A 17,742-nucleotide genomic window follows, 5' to 3' on the forward strand; every position below is an offset into this window, starting at 1 on the left:
TTCGGCTTCGCGTCGGCGGGCGGGGGAGCGAGCGGTGCCGGCTGGCCGTTGAGTCCGGGCGCGTCCAGCGGGGGAGCGTTCAGGCCGGCCGGCGCCGGAACCTCGCGCGGCGTCGGGCCCGACAGCGGGCCACCGCACACGGGCCACGCGCCGCGGCCCTGAGTGGCCAGCACGCGCTCGGCAACGGCGATCTGCTGGTCCCTGGTGGCCAATTCGGCCGACGGGGCGTACTGGCCGCCGCCGTGCGAGGCCCAGGTGCTCGAGCTGAATTGCACGCCGCCGTGGTAGCCGTTGCCGGTGTTGATGGCCCAGTTGCCGCCCGACTCGCAACGGGCTACCTGGTCCCATTCGCCATCGGTGGCAGCGGCCGCCTGGCCGGCCAGGGCAATGCTGCCGCCACCGAGGACTGCTCCGGTGACGGCGATCTTTGCGACGCTGATGTTTGACGTGCTGGGCTTACGGTGACGTCCGCTCATAGGCCGTGAAGGATCCTCTCTGTCACGCGCCTGCGAGGTCAGCTGTCGGGTTCGGGTTGGAGAGGCCACCCGGCCGTCGTCGTCTCCACTGCGAAACGACGTCGGCTTCACCCCTAGAGGCCGCGTGCGGCCCCAGTCCGATCACGGTGGACCGGTGGGTCCCCCGTCTCCATCCACGTAGGTCAGTCGGTGGACCCCTGCCTATTGGATGGAGCTCGGCGCGATAGGGAGGGGAGGTCCGCCAATTCGGTTGTCTTGGCGAGCCTTCGGAGAAACGTAGCGGTTTCTGTTGGTCCCGTCACGTTCTGCGAAACCCGGCGTTTCCCCCTCGGCCATGTGCGAAAACCCGAGGAACACGTGGCATCCACGCAGGTCATCGCGCTCGATATCGGAGCGTGATTGTGCCGTTATCAATCCGTTACGTGATGCATTTCACAGTTTTAGCCGCCGGCGAACGGAGGTAGAACGTCGATCGTGTTGCCGGCGCGTAACGGTGCGGTCTCGTCGCGGACCGCGACCCCGTCGCACAGGTAGGAACATCTGCTCAGCACGCTGGCGAGTCGAGAGCCCCGGACGGCGAGGCGTCCGACCAGCTCGGCCACCGTGGTGCCCGGGCGCACCACCAGCGTCTCCGACTCCGCCCCGGCGGCCGCCCGCGCGGCCGCGAAATAGCGCACGGTCACCGAAATCCCGTCTTGCTGGACGGCGGCCTGACCCATGGGGCTAGCCACCGATCGCGCTCATCGGGCGGTCGGGTTGGATGAAGTTCGGGTCGTTGATGCCGTGACCGGCCGGCTTGCCCCACATCGCGACGCGCCACGCGGTCTCGATCGCATCGTCGGACGCGCCGGTGCGCAGCAGCGTGCGCAGATCGGTTTCCACGGCCGAGAAGAGGCAGCTGCGGACCTGGCCATCAGCCGTGAGGCGGGTGCGATCACAGGCCGAACAGAAAGCTTGCGAGACCGACGCGATGACACCAAACTTGCCGCTCTGCGTGCCCGGTCCGCTGTCGACCAGCCAGAGCTGCGCGGGCGCCGATCCGCGCGGCGCCGGGTCCGGACGGAGCCGGAAGTGCGGGCGCAGCGCGTCGAGCACGTCGTCAGCGCTCAGCGCCGCCCCCCGGCGCCACTGGTGCCCGGCATCGAGCGGCATCTGCTCGATGACCCGTAATTGGTAGCCGTATTCGAGGCAGAACCGCAGCAGCTCGACGACGTCCTCGCCACCGGTGACCGGGTCGAGCACGGCGTTCACCTTCACCGGTGTCAAACCCGCGTCATGGGCGGCGGCCAGGCCCGCAAGCACCTCGTCGAGCCGGTTCCGACGGGTGATCGCCGCGAAGTGGTCGGGGTCCACGGTGTCCATCGAGACGTTGACGCGGTTCAGGCCGGCTTGGGCCAGTGCAGCGGCGCGCCGCGCCAGCCCCACGCCGTTGGTGGTCAGCGAGATCTCCGGGCGCGGCCGCAGGCCGGCCGCCGCCGCGACCACGTCTTCGAGATGCCGCACCAACAAGGGCTCGCCGCCGGTGAACCGCACGCTGGTGACACCCAACCGGGTGACGGCGATGTGCATCAGTCGCGCCAGCTCGTCGGGGCGAAGCAGGTGCTCGCCGGGCAGCCAGTCCAGGCCCTCGGCCGGCATGCAATAGGTGCACCGCAGGTTGCAGCGGTCGGTCAGCGAGACTCGCAGGTCGGTGGCCACGCGCCCGTAGGTGTCCACCAACGGGCCCTCGGTCGGCGCGTTCCGCGCGGCATCACCGTCGGTGCGGCCCGGCACCGTTGGCACACCCAATGCGGTCGCCGTCATGCGCCCACCGACCCGTAGTGGGATGGCGAGCTGACCGGAACGATCTGCTTACCCAATGGCATCAATGACACGGGAATCAGTTTGAGGTTGGCCAACGCCAGCGGGATGCCGACGATCGTGATCGCCATCGCCAGCGCGCTGGCCAGGTGACCGATCGCCAACCACACGCCGAACAACAGCACCCAGATGATGTTGCCGATGAGAGCCCCCGTCCCGGCAGTCGGTTTGTCTACGATCGTGCGGCCGAACGGCCACAACGCGTACGAGGCGATGCGCAGCGACGCGAAGCCGAAGGGGATGGTGATGATCAGCAAGAAGCTGAGGAGCGCCGCAACGACGTATCCGGCGGCCATCCACAGGCCGCCGAACACGAGCCAGATGATGTTCAGGATCAGTCGCATATCTCCTCCACCGGTAATGCCCAGCGTACCGAGTAGGCAATAACGGGGGTGCTCGCGAGGCCGGCACCCGAGTAGGATCTACAGACCAAACGGCGTCCTGCGCAGGCGGGACGCTTATTGTGTTGGCCATTCTATTGATCCGTTAGACAAGCAGGTGAGACCAGTGCCGACCGGCAAGGTTAAGTGGTACGACGCCGACAAGGGGTTCGGGTTCCTGTCGCAAGAGGACGGCGAAGACGTCTACGTCCGCTCGTCGGCGTTGCCCGCTGGGGTCGAGGGGCTCAAAGCGGGCCAGCGCGTGGAGTTCGGCATCGCCTCCGGGCGGCGGGGGCCGCAAGCGTTGAGCCTCAAGTTGATCGAGCCGCCGCCCAGCCTCACCAAGGCCCAGGGCCGCCGCGAGACGCCCGTCGAGCACAAACACAGCCCCGATGAGCTGCACGGCATGGTGGAGGACATGATCACGCTGCTGGAGAGCGCCGTGCAGCCCGAGTTACGCAAGGGACGCTACCCGGACCGCAAGACGGCTCGACGGGTTTCCGAGGTGGTGCGTGCGGTCGCTCGGGAGCTCGACTCCTAGCTCGTTCGCGCCGCTGATGTGCGTGGGCCACCCGCTCGCGCAGATAGGGTGAGGAAGTGCCGGTCACGGGGTACTCCCAGGCCGCCACAGTCGTCGAGCAAGGAGGCTGCGATGGCACTGCAAGCGCACGTCACCGAGGAGCAAGCCAGGGCACTGGCCGAGGAGTCTCGCGAAACCGGTTGGGATAAACCATCTTTCGCGAAAGAACTGTTCCTTGGCCGGTTTCCGTTGGAGCTCATCCACCCTTTCCCCAAACCGTCGGATGCCGACGAGGCGCGCACCCGCGCGTTTCTCGACAAATTGCGCGACTTCCTTCGCAGCGTTGACGGCAGCGTCATCGAACGCGACGCGCAAATTCCCGACGAGTACGTGAAGGGTCTAGCCGAACTGGGCTGTTTCGGCATGAAAATACCGTCGGAATACGGCGGCCTGAACATGTCGCAAGTGGCCTACAACCGGGCGCTGATGATGGTTTCCTCCGTTCATCCCAGCCTCGGTGCGCTGTTGTCGGCCCATCAGTCGATCGGCGTGCCGGAGCCGCTCAAACTCGCCGGAACTCCAGAGCAGAAGAAGAAGTTCTTGCCCCGATGTGCCGCGGGCGCCATATCGGCGTTCCTGTTGACCGAACCGGATGTGGGCTCTGATCCGGCCCGGCTGGCCTCAACGGCAACCCCCGTCGAAGACGGGACGGCCTACGAGCTCGATGGCGTGAAGTTGTGGACCACCAACGGCGTGGTCGCCGAACTGCTGGTCGTCATGGCCCGGGTGCCCCGCAGCGATGGGCACCGCGGGGGCATCAGCGCTTTCGTCGTCGAGGCCGATTCGCCCGGGATCACGGTGGAGCGGCGCAACAAATTCATGGGGTTGCGCGGCATCGAGAATGGGGTCACCAGGTTGCACCGCGTTCGGGTGCCGAGCGAGAACCTGGTCGGCCGCGAGGGCGACGGTTTGAAGATCGCGCTTACCACCCTCAATGCCGGCCGGCTGTCGATCCCCGCGATGGCGACAGGGGCTTCCAAATGGGCGCTCAAGATCGCGCGCGAGTGGTCGGGGGAGCGCGTGCAATGGGGCAAACCGCTGGCCAAGCACGAGGCGGTGGCCGGCAAGATCTCGTTCATCGCCGCGACCACCTACGCGCTCGATGCCGTGCTCGAGTTGTCCGGGCAGATGGCCGACGAAGGGCGCAACGACATCCGGATCGAGGCGGCGCTGGGCAAGCTTTGGTCCAGCGAGATGGCTTGCGTCATTGCCGACGAGGTCATGCAGATCCGGGGCGGTCGCGGCTACGAGACGGCTGAGTCCCTGGCCGCGCGCGGTGAACGGGCGGTGCCCGTCGAGCAGATACTGCGGGACCTGCGGATCAACCGCATCTTCGAAGGATCCAGCGAGATCATGAAGCTGCTCATCGCCCGGGAGGCGGTCGATGCCCACCTGTCTGCGGCCGGTGACCTCGCGAAGCCTGACGCCGGCTTGCGGCAGAAGGCCGCGGCGGCGGTCGGCGCCAGCGGGTTCTACGCAAAGTGGTTGCCCCAGCTCGTTTTTGGAGAAGGGCAGCGACCCAGGGCTTACAGCGAATTCGGACCGCTGGCGTCGCACCTGCGGTTCGTCGAACGCTCCAGTCGCAAGCTGGCCCGCAACACCTTCTACGGGATGGCGCGCTGGCAGGCCAAGCTGGAGCAGCGCCAGGGGTTCCTCGGGCGCATCGTCGATGTCGGTGCCGAGTTGTTCGCGATGTCGGCGGCCTGTGTGCGGGCCGAGGCCCAGCGCGCCGTGGACCCGGCGGTCGGTCAACAGGCCTACGAGCTGGCCGATACGTTTTGTCGGCAGGCCGCCCTGCGGGTCGAGGCGCTGTTCGACGCGTTGTGGACCAATACCGACGACTGCGACGTCCGGCTGACGCGCGAGGTGGTTCGGAGCCGGTACACCTGGCTCGAGGACGGCATCATCGACCAGTCGGAGGGGACCGGCCCTTGGATCGCCCACTGGGAGCAGGGCGCATCAACCGAGACGAATCTGGCTCGGCGATTTCTGGATTCCTAGCCGACATTCGAGCGAAACAAGGGAGATATGGCCACCTATGTTGCCGGGACGGGTGAATTCACTCGCGACACCAACTACATCACCACCCGCATCACCGCCGATGGGCGAGACGACTATCCCGTCGAGCCGGGCCGGTATCGGCTGATTGTCGCCCGCGCGTGTCCGTGGGCGAACCGCGCCATCATCGTCCGGCGGTTGCTGGGCCTGGAAAGTGTTCTCTCTATTGGCTTTTGCGGTCCCACTCACGACGAACGCAGTTGGACGTTCGACCTCGATCCCGGGGGCGTCGACCCCGTGCTGAAGATCCCGCGGCTGCAGGACGCCTACTTCAAGCGTTTCCCCGACTACCCGAAAGGCATCACGGTCCCCGCGATCGTCGACGTCCCGTCCGGCGCGGTCGTCACCAACGATTTCGCGCAGATGACCCTGGATTTCTCGACGGAATGGACCGCCTACCACCGCGACGGTGCACCCGAGCTGTACCCCGAGCGGCTGCGCGCTGAGATCGATGAGGTGAACAAGCGGGTCTACACCGAGATCAACAACGGCGTGTACCGGTGCGGCTTCGCCGGCTCACAACAGGCCTACGAAGCGGCGTACGACCGGCTGTTCGCCGCGCTCGATTGGGTGAGCGACCGCCTGGCCGATCGGCGATACCTGGTGGGCGACAACATAACCGAGGCCGACGTGCGGCTGTTCACCACGCTGGCCCGCTTCGACCCGGTCTACCACGGGCATTTCAAGTGCAACCGAAGCAAGCTCAGCGAGATGCCGGTGTTGTGGGCGTATGCGCGCGACCTGTTCCAGACGCCAGGGTTCGGCGACACCATCGATTTCGTTCAGATCAAGCAGCACTATTACATCGTGCACGCCGACATCAACCCCACCGGCATCGTGCCCAAGGGGCCCGACCTGGCGGGCTGGCTGTCACCGCATGGTCGGGAAGCTTTGGGCGGCAAGCCTTTCGGGAATGGGACGCCGCCCGGGCCGCCGGTCGAAGGGGAGCGGGTGGCGGCCGGGCACGGAGCTCAATAGCTCAGGCGCACTGACCATTCCGCGTGCGGGACGTCGCGCAGCTCACCGGCGGGGTCCACGACGAGCGTCAGCAACTGCACCACTATCCCGACCAGCCGCCCGCGATGCGGGTCGACCGGGGGGATGGTGACCGCGAACCGGGTGTTCGGCCGAAAGATGGTGCTGGTGGTGTTGGTTGGGTCCTCATACACCTGCAGCAACCGCCAGGGCGCCCGGTAGATCGCGTCGGGCACCGAGAGCTGCACCGGGTAGCGCTCGCTGACCTTCAGCTCGCCCTGGGCCTGCGGCGTGTCACATTGATCGAGGTTGAGCACGCTGCAGTACAGGTACGGCCCCACCCTCGCCAGGTGGCCGTGCGAATACGCGCTGATCTCCGGGCGCTGCGGACCGGACGGGCGTGCCAGCAGCCAGGTGCCGACCCCGACGGCCACGCACAACAGAGTCATCAGGCCGGCGAGTAGCACGGCCACACCGCGTTTCACTCAGGCACCACCGCCGGGCTGCGGCGGACGCCCTCCTGCTCGACCATGACCGGCCTGTTACCTCCGAGGCCCGGGATCAGTGAATTTCCTTGGAAGCTGACCAGCGTCTGCGCCAGTCCCAGGATGAGTATCGCAGTGACCGCGGTGAAGCCAACACACAGATCGGTGTAGACCAAGACGCCCACGGCGCCACCCAACACCCAGGCCAGCTGCAGCGTCGACTCCGACCGCCCGAATCCCGAGGCGCGCGATTCCTCGGGCAGGTCGTTTTGCAGCGAGGCGTCCAGCGAGGCCTTCGCGATGGCGCTGGAGCCCGACGTGACCAGGGTGGCTATCACGGCGGCCACCAGGGTGCCCGCCACCGAGGCGGCCAGCGCGACCGCCGAGACCGCGAGCGTGCAGCGCACCACCAGCACGGCCGGCCGCCCCAGCTGCAGGCGTGCGGCGGCGAAGTTTCCGGCGAAGTTGCCGATGCCGGCGGCCGCGCCGATCATGCCGAGCATGCCCAGCTGAACCCACCCGTTGGCCTGGTGCGCCTTCGCGACGAACGCCGGGTACAAGAACAGGAAGCCGACCATTACCTTGATGGTGCAGTTGCCCCACAACGAGGTAATGATGTTGCGGCCCAGCGGTTGTCGAAGCGTTGCGGTGGCCTTTTTTGGGATTTTCTTGACTTCCTCGGACCACGTCCGCCGCTGCGGTTCGCTGTCCTGGCGGTAGCTCAAGGTGGCCGGCACCTCGCCCGCCGTCACCTCGACCCAGCGCGGGATGCGCATCGACAGCGACGCGCCGACGATGGTGACCGCGATGACGACGAACAACGCGCCGGGCAACTTGAACAGGTGGGTGCAGACGAACTCGACGCCGGCCGCGACGGCCCCGCCCGCGATGGTGCCGCCCAGCAGACCGAATACGGTCAGCCGCGAATTCACCCGCACCAGGTCGATGGTCGGCGGCATGACCCGCGGCGTGACGGCGCTGCGCAGCACGCTGAAGGACTTGGAGAACACCATCATGGCTAGCGCGCACGGATAGAGCACCCACGATGGGTAGCTGCCGCTGGCGCCGTCGTAATTCATGACCAGCACCAGCGCCAAGGCCGTCCGCAAAATGAACGACGCGGCGAGCGCGACCCGGCGACCGTGCTGCAGCCGGTCCAGCGCCGGGCCGATGAGCGGCGCGATGACCGCGAACGGCGCGATGGTGATCAGCAGATACAACGCGACCCGGCCCTTGCTTTCCCCGGTGGCCGCGGCGAAGAACAACGTGTTGGCCAGCGCCACCGCCATCGCGGCGTCCACCGCGAAGTTGGCCATCACCGGCCAGGTGAGCGCGGTCAGACCGGACCTGTCGGCGCCGTCGGCGGTGGCGGCGCGCTGCACCATCCAATACATCCGCGAACCCATCTCGCGGCTCCGCAGCGCTGCGGCGCGCGTGACGGTGATCCGTTCGCCGGCGGCGGCAGCACGGGGTGGGGCGTTGTCGCTTGGGTCCGGCTCCGACCGCTGGCCGATGGGCGGCAGGTAGCGATTGGCGCTCGGCATCGGCGGTGGGCGACGCGTTCGGCGATGGTCGGCGTCATCGGCGGGGTAATTGGCCGTGCCCGGGTGTTGATTTGTAGCTCCATTGCGGGGCCGGCGGCCGGGAGTGGCGGCCACGCGGCCCGGATCGTCACGCCGCCGTCCAGACACGTTCCGATTCTCCCCTATGCCGACGACATGCGTCTGCAGGTACGGGGCGTGGCTCGCCAACCTAGTATTGGAGACGCAATGCAGGAAGGGGACAGCGTGACCGGGTCCATCGAGGAATCCGCCGTGGCGACCGTGGCCGAGTGGCCCGAGGGGTTGGCGGCCGTGCTGACGGGCGCGGTGGACCAGGCTAGGGCCGCCGTCGTGGAGTTCAGCGGGGCGGAGGCGGTGGGCGATTACCTGGGCGTGAGCTACGAGGATCCGGCCGCCGCAACCCACCGGTTCCTGGCGCATTTGCCCGGTTATCAGGGCTGGCAGTGGGCCGTGGTCGTCGCCGCGCACCCGGGCGCCGACCACGCCACCGTCAGCGAAGTCGTGCTGATCCCTGGTCCGACGGCGTTGCTGGCGCCGCAGTGGGTTCCGTGGGATCAGCGGGTGCGCCCGGGTGACTTGAGCCCCGGGGACTTGTTGGCGCCCGCGGCCGACGATCCGCGGTTGGCGCCCGGCTACGCGGCCAGCGGTGACGCACAGGTCGACGAGACGGCCGCCGAGATCGGGCTGGGCCGGCGCTGGGTGATGAGCGCTTGGGGTCGCGCGGAGGCGGCCGAACGATGGCATACCGGCGATCACGGTCCCGACTCGCCCATGGCGCGCTCCACCAAACGGGTGTGCCGCGACTGCGGTTTCTTCCTGCCGTTGGCGGGATCGCTCGGCGCGATGTTCGGTGTGTGCGGTAACGAACTCTCGGCCGACGGGCAGGTCGTCGACAAGCAGTACGGTTGCGGCGCGCATTCGGATACGCCCACTCCGGCTGGTACGGGTTCGCCCGCTTACGAGCCATACGACGACGGCGTGCTCGACGTCGTCGAGGCGCCGCCCGAGCCATCCGACGCACCCGAGCCGGCCGAGGCATCCGATGCCGACACCAGCCCGGAGACCGAGCCGGAGCTCGCGGCATCCACGCCCGAGGTGTCGGAGGCCCAGCCCGAGGCGCCGGACTCCGGAGCCGAGGCGCCGGAGTCGCAACCGGAGCAGCCCGAGGCCGACTAGCCCGTTTCGGCGGCGGCCTTGATCTTGGCCAATGAGGTGTTCATTCCGTCGAGCAGTTCGCGTTCGAAGTTGGTGGTCCCACCGAGCAGTGCATTCACCGTCAGGTTCGAGACCGCGGTCACGCCGTTCTCGGCGTGGCGGCTTTCAATCAGCCGGGTGCCCCCGCCGGTGGGCTGGAGCTCGTAACTCCAGATCGTGTGGTTGGCGTTGATTCGGAACGCAAGCTTTGTCTCGGGGATGACCTCGACGACCGTGGAGGTGGTCGGCCAGAACAATCGGCTACGGCGATTGATGTTGATGCTGCGCATGCCCTGGCGCAGCGGTCCGAAGGTCTTAGTCCAACGGCATTGCGGACTCCACTCCGGCATCCGCCGCAGGTCGGAAATCAATCCCCACACCGTGGAAACCGGTGCGTCAATATCGATTTGCGCTTGAAGTAGCGGGGCTACCATCAATCCTCCCGGGTCCGTTCTGGTCGCGAAATCTAGCTGTGGTCGAAATAGTTTTCGAGTCCGTCTTGTGCACCCCGCGCGCCGCGGCGGGCCGCGGCGAGTTGTAACACGAAGATGCTCGTGCCCAGTACCCCGACCCCGAGCCCGGCCAGCGTCAGCGGGCGCCAGGTCTGCAGGGCGGGCACGAAAAATGCGGCTGCCGCCGCGGCCAGCCAGCCGAGCGCACCGAGTGCGACGAACGGCCAGGCGTTGAGGAGCGCGGGCGGCAGCGGCGGCGCCTCGCGGCTCTGGCCGGGTTCGACAGACATCGCGATTAACATAGCCGCCGCTGCGGCCCGCCGGTACCACCCCATGCGTGGTGGGGCCGACCGAAAATGCCTGGGCCGTGGGTCAAGCGCCGCGAAAGCGGTTGAGCGATTATCGGCCGGCGCGGGCTGCGGATCAAAGCCCGTCGTTCACCGGTTCGTATCCCGATGCCCGAAGGTTCCGTGTAACCTCGCGCCATGCCTGACAGCGATGCGCGGCTGGCCAGCGATCTGTCGCTGGCGGTCATGCGGCTGGCCCGTCAACTCCGGTTCCGGAACCCGTCGTCGCCGGTGTCGTTGTCTCAGCTGTCGGCGCTGGCGACGCTGGCAAACGAGGGCCCGATGACCCCCGGCGCGCTGGCGATTCGCGAACGGGTCCGGCCGCCGTCGATGACGCGGGTGATCGCGTCGCTTGCCGACATGGGCCTGGTCGACCGTGCCCCGCATCCCGTCGACGGCCGGCAGGTGCTCGTCTCGGTTTCTCACTCCGGCGCCGAGCTGGTCAAAGCGACCCGGCGCGCCCGCCAGGAGTGGCTGGCCAAACGGCTGGCGACGCTGGACAGCGAGCAACGTGACACCCTGCGCAACGCGGCCGACTTGATGCTGGCCTTGGTCGACGAAGGCCCGTGAGCGACGGAACCGATGCCCTGAACGTCCAGGACGTTGACGATCCCGACGATCCCCGGCTCGACGATTTCCGCGACCTGAACAGCGTCGATCGTCGTCCCGATCTGCGGTCCGGCAAAGGGTTGGTGATCGCCGAAGGCGTGCTGGTCGTCCAGCGCATGCTCGCCTCCCGGTTCACCCCGCACGCCCTGTTGGGAACCGATCGCCGGCTCGCCGAGCTCACCGGCGACCTGGCGGGCAGCGCGGTGCCGTTCTACCGGGCCTCCGCCGACGTCATGGCGGAAGTGGTGGGCTTTCACCTCAATCGAGGCGTGCTGGCCGCCGCCCGCAGGGTGCCGGAACCCAGCGTGGTCGAACTGATCGAGCGCGCCCGGACCGTCGCCGTGCTGGAGGGCGTCAACGATCACGAGAACCTGGGCTCGATCTTCCGCAACGCCGCCGGATTGGGCGTGGACGCGGTGGTGTTCGGCAGCGGCTGCGCCGACCCGCTATACCGGCGCGCCGTCCGCGTCTCCATGGGCCACGCCTTGCTGGTCCCGTACGCGCGAGCGACGGACTGGCCCACCGAGCTGATCATGCTGAAGGCGAACGGATTTCGGCTGCTGGCGATGACGCCGGACAGCAAGGCATGCGCGCTGCCGGAGGCCATGGCGGCGGCGAGCGACGAACGCGTCGCGGTGCTGGTGGGCGCCGAAGGGCCGGGGCTTATGCCGGCCACCCTGCGATTGAGCGATGTGCGTGTGCGCATCCCGATGTCGCGCGGCACCGACTCCCTCAACGTCGCGACTGCGGCGGCTTTGGCGTTCTACGAACGGGCTAGGCTCGGCTCGTGACCGACGATTCCGTGCCCTGGGCAACGGGTTTGACGGTCGCCGGGTTCGTGGCCGCAGTGACCGGGGCCGGCATTGTGGTGCTCAGTCTGGGACTGATCCGGGTGCATCCGCTCCTGGCGGTCGGCCTCAACGTCGTCGCCGCCGGCGGGCTGGCGCCCACGCTGTGGGGATGGCGGCACAAGCTGGTGCTGCGCTGGTTCCTGCTGGGCGCGGGAATCGGTGTCGCCGGCGGGTGGTTGACGCTGATCGCGCTGACGCTGGCCCGGTAGCGCCTAGTGGCGGGTCGCCACCACCGGCCTAGTGGCGGGTCGGCACCATCGGTCTAGTGGCGGGTCGGCACCACCGGCCTAGCGCTGTCCGCCCGAGCGGACACCGAGCAGCACATCCTCCCAGGCCGGGATGACCGGCTTGCCCCGCCGGGTGTGCACCGGCTGCTCCTGCGGCGCGGGTTGCTCTTGGGGCGCGGGGGCGGCGGGCTGCGCCGGTTCCTCGAACGAGACGTGGGCCACCCGCGCGAGCGGCCGTAGCGGACGGTCGAAATTCGGGTCGACCAATTCTTTGGCCGCATCGTCGATAGCCGTGACCGTTCCGCCGTGCGCGCCGGGGGCGAAGCAGAAGTGCGCGATGTTGTCGGACCGGCCGGCTTTCCACGCAAGCTGCACGGTCCAGCGGCTGTCTTCGTTGCGCCACGCATCCCAGCTGAGCCGGTCGGGTTCCAGACCGCGCGTCACGAGTGCCGCGCTCACGGTTTCCAGGAGGGTGAGTACCGCGGGTCCGTCGGCGAGCACGGGATGCGCGGCCGTTGCCAACTCGGCGGCGCGGGCCCGTTCCAGCAGCACCGGGTGTGCGAACCGCCGGACCCGCGAGACGTCGGAGCCGGACGCCGCGGCCACCTGCTCGACGGACGCGCCGGCGCGGATCTTGGCCTGAATCTCTTTGGGGCTCAGCATGTTGGTGACCTGGATGTCGAGGTGCGGTTGGTCCGGGGGAGCGATGTCGCCGCGCACGGCGGCCTTCAGCTGATCATCGAGGGCGAGCTTGAACGGTTCACCGGCACCGTCGGCCTCACAGATGATGTGTTTGCCGTCGGCATCGACCCCAACTATTTTGAGTTCCCGCATGGCTTCTCCTCGCAGGCTCCGTGCAGGTCGACGGACCCGTCTCGTGCGCACTCTAGTGCGCCAACGTCCGCAAGCTGTGCTGACACGCTGGGCGGGTTGCGTGCTGATTGCGGGGGAGCGGCGCTTGATTGCCCGCCTCCTCAGCCGGCCGTTCCGGCCCGCATCGTCGCCGGGCTAAAGCCGCTCGACGACCCAGTCGACGCATTGTGTCAGCGCGCTGACGTCGTCGGGCTCTACCGCCGGGAACATCCCGACCCGCAACTGGTTGCGGCCGAGTTTGCGGTACGGCTCGATGTCGACGATGCCGTTCGCCCGCAGAACCTTCGCGACGGCCGCCGCGTCGACATCGTTGACGAAATCGATGGTGCCCACCACCTGAGACCGCAACGCGGGGTCGGCGACGAACGGCGTGGTGTACGGCCGTTCCTGGGCCCAGGAGTACAACCGCTGCGAGGAGTCGGCCGTGCGCTTGACGGCCCACTCCAGCCCGCCGTGGCCCAGCATCCAGTCGAGCTGCTCGGCCATCAGCGCCAGAGTGCCGATCGCCGGGGTGTTGTACGTCTGGTTCTTCAGGCTGTTTTCCACGGCGATCGGCAGCGAAAGAAAGTCGGGAACCCAGCGGCCTGACGCGGCGATGGACTCGACCCGCGCCAGCGCGGCCGGGCTCATGACGGCAAGCCACAGGCCGCCATCGCTCGCGAAATTCTTCTGCGGAGAGAAGTAGTAGGCATCGGTGTCGGTGATGTCGACCGGCAGTCCGCCCGCGCCGGAGGTGGCGTCGATGACGATCAGGGCGTCGCCGGAGCCGGCGGGACGGCGGATGGGCACCGCCACCCCGGTCGACGTCTCGTTGTGGGCCCAGGCGATCACGTCGACGGAGGGATCGCTCTGCGGTTCGGGCGCGCTGCCGGCATCCGCCGTGATGACGATGGGCTCGCCGACGAAGGGGTTGTGGGCGACCGCCGAGGTGAACTTCGAGCTGAACTCGCCGAAAGACAGGTGCAGCGAGCGCTTGTCGATCAACCCGAACGCCGCGGCGTCCCAGAATGCCGTCGCGCCGCCATTGCCGAGGATGACCTCGTACCCGTCCGGCACGGAGAACAGCTCGGCCACGCCCGCCCGGACCCGGCCCACCAAATCCTTGACGGGCGCCTGCCGGTGCGATGTGCCGAACAGCGGGGCCGCGGTGGTCGCCAGCGCCTGCAGCTGTTCGGGCCGGACCTTAGAAGGGCCGCATCCGAAGCGGCCGTCGCGGGGTTTGATGTCAGCGGGAACCTCGAGCTGGTCAGCCATGCTCATCAGGGTAGTGAGCGGACGTGACGGGCGGCACGGCGGTCCGACTGCCGACGGGACCCGCCCGGGCAAAACGCCTGGCCGCGTGGCTCGTTGTGTTTCACGCGCTGTTTCACGCGCTGTGAGGCAGGGCACACTAAAGCCCTGACCACTGGTCAGCCCACCGTGCCCGCAAGGGGCCTGGAAGATATGCGGTACCTGCGGTACTGTCTGGACATAGCACGTCCTAATGTAAACCTCGCTGGGGAGGCTTGGATATGGCCAGGACACGCATGGTTCGGCGTTGGCGCCGCAATATGGAAGTGCGCGACGACACCGAGTACGTCAACACGCTCGCCACTCTGTCCGAGGGGTCGGTGCGGCGAAACTTCAACCCGTACACCGACATCGACTGGGATTCGGACGAATTCGCCGTCACGGAGAACGACCCTCGGTGGATTCTGCCGGCGACCGACCCATTGGGCCGCCACCCCTGGTACCTGGCCCAGTCCAACGAGCGCAAGATCAAGATCGGCATGTGGCGCCAGGCCAACGTCGCCAAGGTCGGGCTGCACTTCGAGTCGATCCTGATCCGCGGCCTGATGAACTACACGTTCTGGGTGCCGAACGGGTCCCCGGAATACCGGTACTGCCTGCACGAATCTGTCGAAGAGTGCAACCACACCATGATGTTCCAGGAGATGGTCAATCGGATCGGCGCCGACGTGCCGGGCATGCCGCGGGCGCTTAAGTGGCTCTCGCCATTGGTTCCGCTGGTGGCCGGCCCGCTGCCGGTGGCCTTTTTCATCGGCGTGCTCGCCGGCGAGGAGCCGATCGATCACACGCAGAAAAATGTTCTGCGCGAAGGCAAGTCGCTGCACCCCATCATGGAGCGCGTGATGGCCATTCACGTGGCCGAGGAAGCTCGCCACATTTCCTTCGCCCACGAATTCCTGCGCAGGCGGGTGCCGGAGCTGACCAAGCGCCAGCGGTTCTGGACAGCGCTGTACCTGCCGCTGACGATGAAGATCCTGTGCCGGGCAATCGTGGTTCCGCCCAAGGCGTTCTGGCAGGAGTTCGACATCCCGCGTGACGTCAAGAAGGAACTCTTCTTCCGGTCGCCGGAGTCGCGAAAGTGGCTGAGCGATATGTTCGGTGACGTTCGGATGCTGGCCCACGACACCGGGATGATGGAGACGCGCTCGGCGCGGCTGATGTGGCGGCTCTGCAAGATCGACGGCAAGCCCTCGCGCTACCGCAGCGAGCCGCAGCGCCAGCACCTGGCCGCGGCGCCGGCCGCCTAGGGCTGCACGGATAATCGTTTATGCCGCACGTTATTACCCGGTCGTGCTGTAACGACGGGTCCTGCGTTTTCGCGTGCCCGGTGAACTGCATTCACCCCACGCCCGACGAACCCGGCTTCGCCACCTCGGAAATGCTCTACATCGATCCGGTGGCCTGCGTGGACTGCGGGGCGTGCGTGAGCGCCTGCCCGGTCGGCGCGATCGCGCCCGTCACCCGGCTGGATACCAAACAGCTGCCGTTCGTCGAGATCAACGCGTCGTTTTACCCGGAACGGCCCGAGGGTGAGAAGGTGCCGCCCACATCGAAGCTGGCACCGGTGATTCCGGCCGCCCAGGTGCGTGCCCGCCGCCAGCCGCTGACCGTGGCCATCGTGGGATCCGGGCCGGCCGCGATGTATGCCGCCGACGAACTGCTCACCCAGCACGGCGTGCGGGTCAACGTCTTTGAGAAGCTGCCCACTCCCTATGGGCTGGTGCGGGCCGGGGTAGCGCCCGATCACCAGGACACCAAACGGGTCACCCGGCTGTTCGACCGGGTCACCGGTCATCGCCGCTTCCGGTTCTACCTCAACGTCGAGGTCGGCAGGCACCTGAGCCATGCCGACCTGCTGGCCCACCATCACGCCGTGATGTACGCCGTCGGTGCCCCCGACGACCGTCGGCTGGAGATCGAGGGCATGGGCGTGCCGGGCGCCGGAACCGCTACCGAACTGGTCGCGTGGATCAACGGGCATCCTGATTTCGCCGATCTGCCAGTCGATCTCAGCCATGAGCGGGTAGTGATCGTCGGCAATGGGAATGTCGCGCTCGACGTGGCCCGTGTGCTCACGGCGAACCCTGACGACCTGGCCCGCACCGACATCTCGGATCGCGCATTGGCGGCGTTTCGCGCTTCCGCCGTCCGCGAAGTGGTGGTCGCCGCGCGCCGTGGCCCCGCCCAGTCGGCATTCACCCTGCCTGAACTGATCGGACTCACCGGCTCATCCGACGTCATGCTCAGCGCGGCCGACCACGAGCTGGTGGCGGCCGATCTGGCGGCGGCCACGGACGGCTTGACGAAGCGCAAGCTGGAGATCCTGAGCGCACTCGGTGCCGATTCGGCACCGGTCTCGGCCCCGCGGGTCCGGCTGGCCTATCGGCTCACCCCGCACCGTGTCCTGGGTGATCAACGCGTCACCGGCGTGGAGTTCGGCGTCACCGGAACCGACGAGCTGCGCCGGCTGGACGCGGGTCTGATGCTGACGTCAATTGGCTACCGCGGCAAGCCGATTCGCGACCTGCCGTTCGACGATTCGGCGGCTGTGGTCCCCAACGACGGCGGTCGGGTGGTTGATCCCGACTCCGGTGCTCCGGTGCCCGGGGCGTACGTCGCGGGCTGGATCAAGCGGGGGCCCAGCGGGTTCATCGGCACCAACAAGTCGTGCTCCCTGCAAACCGTTCAGGCCCTGGTAGCGGATTTCAACGCCGGCGAGCTGAGCGATCCGGTAGCCAAGCCGGAGGCGCTGGCCAAGCTGGTGCAGGCCCGGCAGCCCGACGCTGTCGATGCCCGCGGCTGGCGAGCCATCGACGCCGCCGAGATTGCGCGCGGCAGCGCCGACGGTCGGCCACGAAACAAGTTCACCGATGTCGCCGACATGCTCGCCGCCGCTGCCGCCGCCGAGCCCGCGCCGCCGTCGCGACGCGGGCTGCTGGACCGCCTGCTCGGCTAGCCGGCGCCCTGCCCGGCCATCGCGGCCTGGATTTCGTCGTAGCCGACCTCGCGGACCGGCTGACCCATCGACCAGTGGTGGCCGAACGGGTCGGCGACCACACCGTAGCGGTCACCCCAGAACTGGTCGTCCAAGGGAGCGACCACGGTGGCGCCCGCGTCCAGCGCCCGCTGGAACTTGGCGTCGACGTCGGTGACGGTCAGGTGGATGGTGACCGGGGTGCCGCCCAAAGACTTGGGCGTCATCGACTTGCCGCCACACACCTCGGGGAAATCGTCATTGAGCATGACTAGAAAGCCGTTGATGCGCACCGCGGCGTGGATCAATTTCCCGTCTGGCCGAGGCACACGTCCCAGCTCTTCGGCGCCGAAGGCCTTGACGTAGAAGTCAATTGCGGCGGCGGCGTCGTCCACCACCAGGTGCGGGGACAGGGCGGGTTCGATGTTGAGCGCCATTGTGGTTCTCCTTGCTGTCGGTTCCCAGCCGGCCCGGGACGGGCGGGCTCGCGAGTTATGACTCCACCCGCGACGAAAACTCATCGCGGTGACACTCATTTAATCGCCGGGC

20 protein-coding genes and 1 riboswitch are annotated in these 17,742 nt (G+C 67.8%); of the genes, 9 read left to right on the forward strand and 11 right to left on the reverse strand.

The features are described 5' to 3' along the window. From A5678_RS23740 to A5678_RS23755, 4 genes are all read right to left on the reverse strand, one after another. On the reverse strand, positions 1-476 hold a 476-nt coding region (locus tag A5678_RS23740), incomplete at its 3' end, for a transglycosylase family protein (RefSeq protein WP_197502240.1). Positions 477-488: 12 nt separating this feature from the next. Continuing rightward, positions 489-707, reverse strand: a riboswitch (cyclic di-AMP (ydaO/yuaA leader). A gap of 209 nt (positions 708-916) precedes the next feature. Continuing rightward, positions 917-1,195: a MoaD/ThiS family protein gene (locus tag A5678_RS23745; RefSeq protein WP_068047779.1), complete on the reverse strand. Its 279-nt coding sequence runs from the start codon at positions 1,193-1,195 to the stop codon at positions 917-919. Between the two features lie 4 nt (positions 1,196-1,199). Beyond that, entirely contained in the window at positions 1,200-2,279 is a 1,080-nt protein-coding gene (gene moaA, locus A5678_RS23750) for a GTP 3',8-cyclase MoaA (protein ID WP_068047782.1), read from the reverse strand. Beyond that, positions 2,276-2,680, reverse strand: a complete 405-nt coding sequence (locus tag A5678_RS23755) for a YccF domain-containing protein (protein WP_068047785.1) — start codon at positions 2,678-2,680, stop codon at positions 2,276-2,278. The genes moaA and A5678_RS23755 overlap by 4 nt, the downstream gene beginning before the upstream one ends. Positions 2,681-2,843: 163 nt before the next feature. Between A5678_RS23755 and A5678_RS23760 the strand changes: the two genes are divergently transcribed. From A5678_RS23760 to A5678_RS23770, 3 genes are all read left to right on the forward strand, one after another. Beyond that, positions 2,844-3,257 (forward strand): cold-shock protein, encoded by a 414-nt coding sequence (locus tag A5678_RS23760; protein WP_068047789.1) that lies wholly within the window; start codon positions 2,844-2,846, stop codon positions 3,255-3,257. A 111-nt stretch (positions 3,258-3,368) separates the two neighbouring features. Continuing rightward, positions 3,369-5,297, forward strand: coding sequence for an acyl-CoA dehydrogenase family protein (locus A5678_RS23765; protein WP_068047792.1), 1,929 nt, complete (start codon positions 3,369-3,371; stop codon positions 5,295-5,297). Positions 5,298-5,324: 27 nt separating this feature from the next. Next, positions 5,325-6,332 (forward strand): glutathione S-transferase family protein, encoded by a 1,008-nt coding sequence (locus A5678_RS23770; protein ID WP_068047795.1) that lies wholly within the window; start codon positions 5,325-5,327, stop codon positions 6,330-6,332. Here A5678_RS23770 and A5678_RS23775 read toward each other — a convergent pair. Together A5678_RS23775 and A5678_RS23780 are read right to left on the reverse strand one after the other, a co-directional pair. Continuing rightward, positions 6,326-6,814: a DUF2771 domain-containing protein gene (locus A5678_RS23775; protein WP_082945715.1), complete on the reverse strand. Its 489-nt coding sequence runs from the start codon at positions 6,812-6,814 to the stop codon at positions 6,326-6,328. The two genes, A5678_RS23770 and A5678_RS23775, sit on opposite strands and share 7 nt — an antisense overlap. Beyond that, the gene (locus A5678_RS23780) at positions 6,811-8,472 is read right to left on the reverse strand and encodes an MFS transporter (protein ID WP_068047798.1); all 1,662 of its coding nucleotides are present in this window, start codon (positions 8,470-8,472) and stop codon (positions 6,811-6,813) included. The genes A5678_RS23775 and A5678_RS23780 overlap by 4 nt, the downstream gene beginning before the upstream one ends. Before the next feature lie 129 nt (positions 8,473-8,601). Here A5678_RS23780 and A5678_RS23785 point away from each other — a divergent pair, with 129 nt between their 5' ends. After that, on the forward strand, positions 8,602-9,552 hold the full coding sequence (locus tag A5678_RS23785; RefSeq protein ID WP_156747057.1) for a DUF3027 domain-containing protein: 951 nt from the start codon (positions 8,602-8,604) through the stop codon (positions 9,550-9,552). Here the strand turns inward: A5678_RS23785 and A5678_RS23790 are convergent. Both A5678_RS23790 and A5678_RS23795 read right to left on the reverse strand, forming a co-directional pair. Further along, the gene (locus tag A5678_RS23790) at positions 9,549-10,004 is read right to left on the reverse strand and encodes an SRPBCC family protein (protein ID WP_068047804.1); all 456 of its coding nucleotides are present in this window, start codon (positions 10,002-10,004) and stop codon (positions 9,549-9,551) included. The two genes, A5678_RS23785 and A5678_RS23790, sit on opposite strands and share 4 nt — an antisense overlap. A gap of 32 nt (positions 10,005-10,036) precedes the next feature. Continuing rightward, the gene (locus A5678_RS23795) at positions 10,037-10,312 is read right to left on the reverse strand and encodes a DUF2530 domain-containing protein (RefSeq protein ID WP_068048003.1); all 276 of its coding nucleotides are present in this window, start codon (positions 10,310-10,312) and stop codon (positions 10,037-10,039) included. A 195-nt stretch (positions 10,313-10,507) separates the two neighbouring features. On the opposite strand from A5678_RS23795, the gene A5678_RS23800 reads away from it, so the two are divergent. From A5678_RS23800 to A5678_RS23810, 3 genes are read left to right on the forward strand one after another with little or no spacing between them, the layout of a single operon-like run. Next, positions 10,508-10,939 (forward strand): MarR family transcriptional regulator, encoded by a 432-nt coding sequence (locus A5678_RS23800; protein WP_067951517.1) that lies wholly within the window; start codon positions 10,508-10,510, stop codon positions 10,937-10,939. Further along, the gene (locus tag A5678_RS23805; RefSeq protein ID WP_068047807.1) at positions 10,936-11,769 is read left to right on the forward strand and encodes an RNA methyltransferase; all 834 of its coding nucleotides are present in this window, start codon (positions 10,936-10,938) and stop codon (positions 11,767-11,769) included. The genes A5678_RS23800 and A5678_RS23805 overlap by 4 nt, the downstream gene beginning before the upstream one ends. Further along, on the forward strand, positions 11,766-12,038 hold the full coding sequence (locus A5678_RS23810; RefSeq protein ID WP_068047810.1) for a DUF2537 domain-containing protein: 273 nt from the start codon (positions 11,766-11,768) through the stop codon (positions 12,036-12,038). The genes A5678_RS23805 and A5678_RS23810 overlap by 4 nt, the downstream gene beginning before the upstream one ends. 78 nt (positions 12,039-12,116) lie before the next feature. Here A5678_RS23810 and sepH read toward each other — a convergent pair whose 3' ends face one another. Next, entirely contained in the window at positions 12,117-12,890 is a 774-nt protein-coding gene (gene sepH / locus A5678_RS23815; RefSeq protein WP_068047813.1) for a septation protein SepH, read from the reverse strand. Positions 12,891-13,064: 174 nt separating this feature from the next. Beyond that, on the reverse strand, positions 13,065-14,183 hold the full coding sequence (gene serC, locus A5678_RS23820; protein ID WP_068048006.1) for a phosphoserine transaminase: 1,119 nt from the start codon (positions 14,181-14,183) through the stop codon (positions 13,065-13,067). Positions 14,184-14,440: 257 nt separating this feature from the next. On the opposite strand from serC, the gene A5678_RS23825 reads away from it, so the two are divergent. Both A5678_RS23825 and A5678_RS23830 read left to right on the forward strand, forming a co-directional pair. Then, the gene (locus A5678_RS23825; RefSeq protein ID WP_068047816.1) at positions 14,441-15,466 is read left to right on the forward strand and encodes a diiron oxygenase; all 1,026 of its coding nucleotides are present in this window, start codon (positions 14,441-14,443) and stop codon (positions 15,464-15,466) included. 20 nt (positions 15,467-15,486) lie between these two features. Continuing rightward, positions 15,487-17,175 carry an FAD-dependent oxidoreductase gene (locus A5678_RS23830; protein WP_068047819.1) on the forward strand — a complete coding sequence of 563 codons (1,689 nt, stop codon included), beginning with the start codon at positions 15,487-15,489 and terminating at the stop codon, positions 17,173-17,175. Here A5678_RS23830 and A5678_RS23835 read toward each other — a convergent pair. After that, positions 17,172-17,630: a VOC family protein gene (locus tag A5678_RS23835; RefSeq protein ID WP_066957585.1), complete on the reverse strand. Its 459-nt coding sequence runs from the start codon at positions 17,628-17,630 to the stop codon at positions 17,172-17,174. The two genes, A5678_RS23830 and A5678_RS23835, sit on opposite strands and share 4 nt — an antisense overlap. Positions 17,631-17,742: the final 112 nt, after the last annotated feature.

The sequence above is a fragment of the Mycobacterium sp. E2733 genome, from assembly GCF_001667585.1.
GTDB lineage: Bacteria > Actinomycetota > Actinomycetes > Mycobacteriales > Mycobacteriaceae > Mycobacterium.